Genomic DNA, 6,823 nt, shown 5'->3' with positions numbered 1-6,823 from the left:
TGTAGTGATACAAGAGGCTTTTGCGATTTGTTTGAGTCGTGCTGGATGTTTTAATTTCCTCAACGCTCTGGCCTCGTATTGTCGAATGCTTTCTCTGGTGGTTTTAAAGATTTCCCCAATTTCTTCAAGAGTCATTTCTTCGCAGTCTATACCGAAGCGCATCCGAATCACTCGCTCTTCAAACCTTTGTAACTTTGTAACTTACAATATCAAAAAAATGACAAAAGAGCAAATCATACAAAATTTCGACCCATCGCAACCAGGACTTGCTGATGCCACCATTTTTGGATTGCCATTTACGGCCGAACAATCAGAAATTATAATTATTCCTGTTCCGTGGGAAGTAACAGTAAGTTATGGAGCAGGCGCATCGGAAGGCCCAGAAGCCATTTTTGAAGCTTCTTTTCAAGTCGATTTGCAACACCAAGAATTTCCAGAGTTATGGAAATTAGGAATGTATTATGACCAAGCTCCAGAACATTGGTTAAAAAATTCAGATAAATACAAAAGTCTAGCACAACCCATTATTGAAGCATTAGAAAGTGGAGAAGTAATCGAAAACTTCCCAGCTCTACAATCTGATTTAGATAAAATAAATAAAGTTTGCGCCGAATTACATGCCGAAGTAAAAGAACGTGTTCTGCATTGGATTAAAAAAGGGAAAAAAGTAGTTTTATTAGGAGGTGATCATTCTACACCATTAGGGTATTATCAAGCATTAGCTACAATTCATGATAATTTTGGAATATTACATTTAGATGCTCACATGGATTTACGCATTGCTTACGAAGGTTTTACGTATTCGCATGCGTCTATTATGTATAATGCACTGCAAATTCCTCAAATAACAAAATTGGTTCAAGTTGGAATTCGTGATTTTTGCGAACAAGAAGTTGAAGTTGTAAAAAATCAAGGAAATAGAGTCGTTGTTCATACGGATATGGATATGAAAGCAGAAACTTTTGAAGGCAAAACGTGGCAACAACAATGCGATCAAATTATCGCAGCATTACCACAAAAAGTTTGTGTTTCTTTCGACATTGATGGGCTGTATTCTTGGTATTGTCCAAATACAGGCACGCCAGTTCCAGGAGGATTCTCATACGAACAAGCTACTTATTTGTTAAATAAATTAGCAAATAGTGGCAAAGAAATTATTGGTTTCGATCTAGTAGAAGTGGCTCCAGGAGAAAATGATGACTGGGACGGAAATGTAGGAGCAAGGATGCTTTTTCATATGTGTGGTATGTTAGCTAAAAATAACGGAATGACTGTTGGTGAGAAAATTAAATTTAATAAGAAGTAAATAATTTACAGATTTTATACCAAAAGACGAATATTACATTCGTCTTTTTTTTATATTTGGTAAACCAATTTATCTCCAATGAAAAAGCTTAAAAAAGCCCTACTTATTTTTATTTCATTTATAGCTTTACTATCACTTTTAGTATATGGTTACCTTTTCTCTACAAAACCCAATTACGAAGGAGAAATCACTATAAAAAACATATCAAAAGAAACAACTGTTTATTTTGATGATTATGGAGTGCCTCATATTTATGCTGAAAACCAAAAAGATGCCATGATTGCTTTAGGTTATGTTCATGCGCAAGACAGATTATGGCAAATGGAATTGATACGTCGTATTGCACCTGGAAAATTATCTGAAATATTTGGAACCAGAGCACTTAAAAACGATAAATTCTTTATTGGTTTAGGAATCGAAGAAAACTCGGAAAAAGCAATAGCAGAATTAGACAAAAACGGGAAACCATACCAAATGGCAATGGCTTATTTAGATGGAGTAAATCAATATTTGGAAGATGGAAAAACGCCCATCGAGTTTACAATTTTAGGGATTAAAAAAGAAAAATTCACCTTAAAAGATGTTTACAATACTTTTGGATACATGGCTTTCAGTTTTGCGATGGCTCAAAAAACAGATCCGTTATTGACAGATATTAAAAATCAATACGGGGAAGCATATTTGAAAGATTTAGGAATCGATTATTCATTAAATCCAACAAGACTAAAAATTTCTAAAGAACAAACACAACAATATATCGAAATTTCAAAATCGATAACTGCATTATTAGAAAATTCTCCAGTGCCACCATTTATTGGAAGTAATAGTTGGGTGCTTACGCCAAAGAAAACTAAAACTGGAAAAGTGCTTTTTTGCAACGATCCGCACATCGAATACTCGCAACCCGGGACATGGTATGAAGCGCACATTTCTTGTCCAGAATACGAAATGTATGGCTATTATCTTGCAGGAACGCCATTTCCACTTTTAGGACACAATCGAAATTATGCTTACGGATTAACCATGTTCGAAAACGACGATGCCGATTTGTTTCAAGAAGAAAACAATCCAAAAAACGAAAATCAGTACAAAACGGCCTCTGGTTTCGAAAATTATAAAATAAGAACTAAAACTATTAAAGTTAAAGATTCTACATCAGTAATTTTAAAAATAAAAGAAACACAACACGGACCCATAATTAATGATTTAATTGCGGATTTTAAAACCCAAAAACCGGTTTCTTTTTCTTGGATTTATACCCAACAACCCAACAAAATTCTAGATGCAGTTTATGGATTAAGCAGAGCAAATAATATTGAGGAATTTCAAAAATCAGTTTCCTACATAGTAGCACCAGGGCTTAATATTATGTATGGAGATGCCAAAAATAATATTGCTTGGTTTACTTCTGGAAAATTATACAAATTAGAAAAAGGAGTCAATGCCAATTTTATTTTAAATGGGACAAATGGCATCGATGATAAAAAAGAATTTTTAGATTATTCTGAAAACCCGTCGGCGGTAAACCCGAGTTGGAACTATGTGTATTCGTCAAATAATATGCCCGAATCGATAAATGGATATAATTATCCGGGTTATTATTTACCTGAAGATAGAGCAAGAAGAATTACCAATTTATTAGATAGCAAAAGTGATTGGAATAAAGAAGATGTAAGTAAAATGATGACAGACAATACATCGCCAGTTTCAATTGAAATAGTAAAGACAATGTTGTCTGTTATTAATACTGAAAAACTTTCGAATCAAGAAAAAAGATGCAGTAAGCGTATTAAGAAATTGGAAAGGAACAAACGGATTAACAGACGTTGCGCCAACTATTTATAATAAATGGATTTATTTATATCTAAAAAATACGTATCAAGATGAAATGGGAGAAACTTCATTCAAACAATTCTTGAAAACACATATTATGAAACAAAGTATCGCTTTCCAGACAAAGAATGAAAATTCACCTTGGTGGGATAATATTGTGACTAAAAATAAGAAAGAAACTCGTAAAGACATTCTGAAACTAGCGTTGCAACAAGCTGTTTTAAGTTTAAATAATCAACTTGGAACTGATGTAAATTCTTGGACTTGGAATCGTGTGCATAAAGTGGAATACAAACATCCGTTAGGAAGTGTCGCAATATTTAAACCCTTTTTTAATGTTGGTTTATTTGAAATTGCAGGAGCAAACGAAGTCATAAATAATACTATGTTCGACTATTCTGATGCAGCCGAATATACTATAAAAGCAGGGCCGTCAACCCGACGAATTGTAGATTTTTCTGATGTAGAAAATAGTTGGAGTATCTTACCAACAGGACAATCGGGTAATCCTATGAGTAAATATTATAATGATCAGGCCGAAATGTATGCTACGGGTAAATTCAGAAAAATGAAACTCAATAAAGAAGAAATCATAAAAACTTCTACTAAATTGGTTTTCAAAGCTAAATAAATTCCACTTATCTTTGCAAAATTAAATCTATGATTAAAATCACAACTTAGGTTCGTAATTTTTGATTCGTAATTCGTAATTATTTAATGCAAACTCCAAAAAAAATAGCCGTTGTAGGTTCTGGTTTAGTAGGATCTTTATTGGCAATATATCTCAAAAAAAGAGGCCATTCTGTTGATGTTTTTGACAGAAGTCCAGATATTAGAAAAATAAATTTTTCAGGTCGTTCAATCAATTTAGTAATGTCCAATCGTGGTTGGAAAACGCTGGAAGATATCGGACTTCGTGAAGAAATAGAAAAAATAGGAATTCCTGTTTACAAGCGAGCTATTCATCTGCAAAATGGCGACTTGGTTTATCAAAATTATGGGAAAGATGGTGAATGTATTTATTCACTTTCACGAGGCATTTTAAACAAAAAAATGATAGATCTTGCCGAACAAGCTGGTGTAAATTTTAAATTTGAACAAAAAGTTTGGGATGTAGATTTAACAACTGCAACAATTTCTATAGGTGAAACAGAAAGAGGCGAATGGACTACCGAAGATTATGATTTAACTTTTGGTTCCGATGGTGCATTTTCTAGAATTCGCCACCGTATGCAACGACAAAGCATGTTCAATTATTCGCAAGAATTTTTAGAAATTGGTTACAAAGAATTGCATATTCCTGCTAATGAAGACGGCACGCATAAATTAGACAAAAATTCCTTACACATATGGCCTCGAGGTAAGTTTATGCTCATGGCATTGGCTAATTTAGATGGCAGTTTTACATGCACATTATTTATGCCTCATGATGGCGAAAACTCCTTCGAATCGTTAACCAACAAAGAACAATTAGAAAACTTTTTTGCTAAATATTTTCTAGATACCAAAGATGTTATACCTGATTTAGTCGAAGATTTTTTCAAAAATCCAACAAGTTATTTGGTTACGATGAAATGTTTTCCGTGGACCTATTCAGATAAAGTTGCCTTAATTGGCGATGCATGTCATGCTATTGTGCCGTTTTATGGTCACGGTATGAATGCTGGTTTTGAAGACATTACGGTATTAAATGAAATGATAGACAAGTATGGAGACGATTGGGCAAACTTGCTTAACGATTATGAAAACAGCCGCAAACCAAATACAGATGCTATTGCTGAACTTTCGTACAGAAACTTTATGGAAATGAGTTCGAAAACAGCCGATGTAAATTTCTTGTTGCAAAAGAAAATCGAAAAATGGTTCTCAGACAAACATCCTGACAAATGGATGCCATTGTACAGTCGTATCACATTTAGTTTGCAACCTTACTCTGAAGCACTTGCAATAGGTGATTTCCAAAATAAAATCATGGAAGAAGTGATGCAAATCCCGTCAATTGAGGAAAAATGGAATTCGAAAGAAGTAGAAGATAAGATTATTGAACTTTTGAAATAACAATCTCAAAATTCAATGCAAAAAATCAAATTTAAAAATTGAAATTATTCTTCTCGATGCACTTTGGTAAAATCGAAAGCAGGTTTACAAATAGAGAGATATTCACAAGGCTCATTAAAGGGATTTGAATATTGAACACGTGTATTTTTTTCAATTTTTATAGATTGACCCGCTTCTAAAATCAAAATCTCATCTTCTATAACAAATTGCTTTTTCCCTGAAATAATATAAGTATATTCTTCAAATTCAGGAGTTTGAAATGGTTCACTCCATTTGGGTGGCGCAATCATATGTGCCACTGAAATTTCAGAGTTATTTGTTGTCGCATTTCCGTGGTGTTCTTCAATGAGTTTCCCATCGGTTGTTGGAACTACAAAAGGTGATTTTTGAATGGTATATTTTTTCATTTTTTTTTATTACTTATAATGAAACTATCTCGTCAAATGTTTTAGGAGAGATTTTATTGTTAATTATTTAATCTATTACTTTCTCAACACCTTCATTAAAACGCTAAAAGCACCTCTTATAAAACTAGCACTCGTAACGACTTTTAAAACTGATTTACCAACAACACTAGCAGTACTTGGTTCTTTAGCGGCTCTTTTTTCTTCTTCTTTCTCTTCAATAGTTTCAGAAATTTCTTCAATTTTTTTAATTAGAATCTCGTAAGCACTTTCGCGATCTATTTCTTCAGCGTATTTCTCAACCAATTTAGATTTCGAATTTATAACAGAAATCTCACTTTCGGTCAGAATATCCATTCTGCTTTCTGGCGCACGCATCATAGTTGCAGCTAATGGGGTTGGAATTCCTTTTTCGTTTAGAGCAGTAACTAATGCCTCCCCTATCCCAAGAGAAGTCAACAATTCTTCAGTTTTATAAAATTCCGATGTTGGATAATTATCGGCTGTTTGGTTTATAGCTTGCCTATCATTTGCAGTAAAAGCTCTCAAAGCATGCTGGATTTTCAATCCCAATTGCGCTAAAACCCCTTTAGGAATATCCATTGGATTTTGAGTGATAAAATAAACCCCAACACCTTTAGAACGAATCAGTTTGATGATGGTTTCTATCTGGTCAAGCAAAGTTTTACTCGCTTCATTAAATATAAGATGCGCTTCATCAATAAAAATCACTAATTCTGGTTGGTCGACATCTCCTTTTTCTGGCATTAAATTATAAATTTCGGCTAGAAGATTCAACATAAAAGTCGAAAACAACTTTGGTTTGTCTTGAATGTCGGTTAAACGAACAATATTTATATAACCTCTCCCATTTTCATCAATTCGCATTAAATCATCTATTTCAAAAGATTTTTCTCCAAAAAATGTAGTGGCGCCTTGTTGCTCTAATTCAATAATTTTTCTTAAAATAGTTCCTGTTGTTGAAGTCGAAATTTTACCATATTCTTCAGAAATTTCATCCTTTCCTTCTTCGGTAATATAATTCATGACCTTTTTAATGTCTTTTAAATCTAAAAGAGGCATTTTTTTATCGTCACAATATTTGAATATTACTGAAATTACACCAGCTTGTGTATCATTTAAATCTAAAATCCTTGAAAACAAAACTGGACCAAATTCAGAAACTGTTGCGCGTAAACGAACACCTTCTTGTGCCGAAAGT

7 protein-coding genes are annotated in these 6,823 nt (G+C 33.4%); 4 read left to right on the top strand and 3 right to left on the bottom strand.

Features of this window, described 5'->3' with window-relative positions; genetic code table 11:
• A partial coding sequence (locus tag ACHZC3_RS12440) for a sigma factor-like helix-turn-helix DNA-binding protein (protein ID WP_394760192.1) occupies positions 1-171 on the bottom strand: 171 nt, incomplete at its 3' end.
• Positions 172-217: 46 nt separating this feature from the next.
• On the opposite strand from ACHZC3_RS12440, the gene ACHZC3_RS12435 reads away from it, so the two are divergent.
• The 4 genes from ACHZC3_RS12435 to ACHZC3_RS12420 all read left to right on the top strand — a co-directional run bounded on the left by ACHZC3_RS12435 (position 218) and on the right by ACHZC3_RS12420 (position 5,197).
• Positions 218-1,306 (top strand): agmatinase family protein, encoded by a 1,089-nt coding sequence (locus ACHZC3_RS12435; RefSeq protein ID WP_394760190.1) that lies wholly within the window; start codon positions 218-220, stop codon positions 1,304-1,306.
• A gap of 78 nt (positions 1,307-1,384) precedes the next feature.
• On the top strand, positions 1,385-3,151 hold the full coding sequence (locus ACHZC3_RS12430; RefSeq protein ID WP_394760189.1) for a penicillin acylase family protein: 1,767 nt from the start codon (positions 1,385-1,387) through the stop codon (positions 3,149-3,151).
• Entirely contained in the window at positions 3,042-3,770 is a 729-nt protein-coding gene (locus ACHZC3_RS12425; protein ID WP_394760191.1) for a penicillin acylase family protein, read from the top strand. Before ACHZC3_RS12430 ends, ACHZC3_RS12425 begins: the two co-directional genes overlap by 110 nt.
• An 86-nt stretch (positions 3,771-3,856) precedes the next feature.
• Positions 3,857-5,197, top strand: coding sequence for an FAD-dependent oxidoreductase (locus ACHZC3_RS12420; RefSeq protein WP_394760188.1), 1,341 nt, complete (start codon positions 3,857-3,859; stop codon positions 5,195-5,197).
• Between the two features lie 44 nt (positions 5,198-5,241).
• Here the strand turns inward: ACHZC3_RS12420 and ACHZC3_RS12415 are convergent, their stop codons facing one another.
• Together ACHZC3_RS12415 and ACHZC3_RS12410 are read right to left on the bottom strand one after the other, a co-directional pair.
• Complete coding sequence (locus tag ACHZC3_RS12415; protein WP_394760187.1) at positions 5,242-5,604, bottom strand: cupin domain-containing protein; 363 nt, start codon at positions 5,602-5,604, stop codon at positions 5,242-5,244.
• Between the two features lie 75 nt (positions 5,605-5,679).
• The coding region (locus tag ACHZC3_RS12410; RefSeq protein ID WP_394760186.1) for a helicase HerA-like domain-containing protein at positions 5,680-6,823 on the bottom strand (1,144 nt) is incomplete at its 5' end.

Origin of the sequence: Flavobacterium sp., from assembly GCF_043720215.1 — a bacterium.
GTDB lineage: Bacteria > Bacteroidota > Bacteroidia > Flavobacteriales > Flavobacteriaceae > Flavobacterium.
Note: the sequence above shows the minus strand (reverse complement) of the source record. Positions and strands in the feature narration are given on the sequence as shown.

Bases quoted from the DNA above. Each gene is read 5' to 3' on its own strand.
- ACHZC3_RS12435 (WP_394760190.1), top strand. From the start codon at position 218: ATGACAAAAGAGCAAATCATACAAAATTTCGACCCATCGCAACCAGGA.
- ACHZC3_RS12430 (WP_394760189.1), top strand. From the start codon at position 1,385: ATGAAAAAGCTTAAAAAAGCCCTACTTATTTTTATTTCATTTATAGCT.
- ACHZC3_RS12420 (WP_394760188.1), top strand. From the start codon at position 3,857: ATGCAAACTCCAAAAAAAATAGCCGTTGTAGGTTCTGGTTTAGTAGGA.
- ACHZC3_RS12415 (WP_394760187.1), bottom strand. From the start codon at position 5,604: ATGAAAAAATATACCATTCAAAAATCACCTTTTGTAGTTCCAACAACC.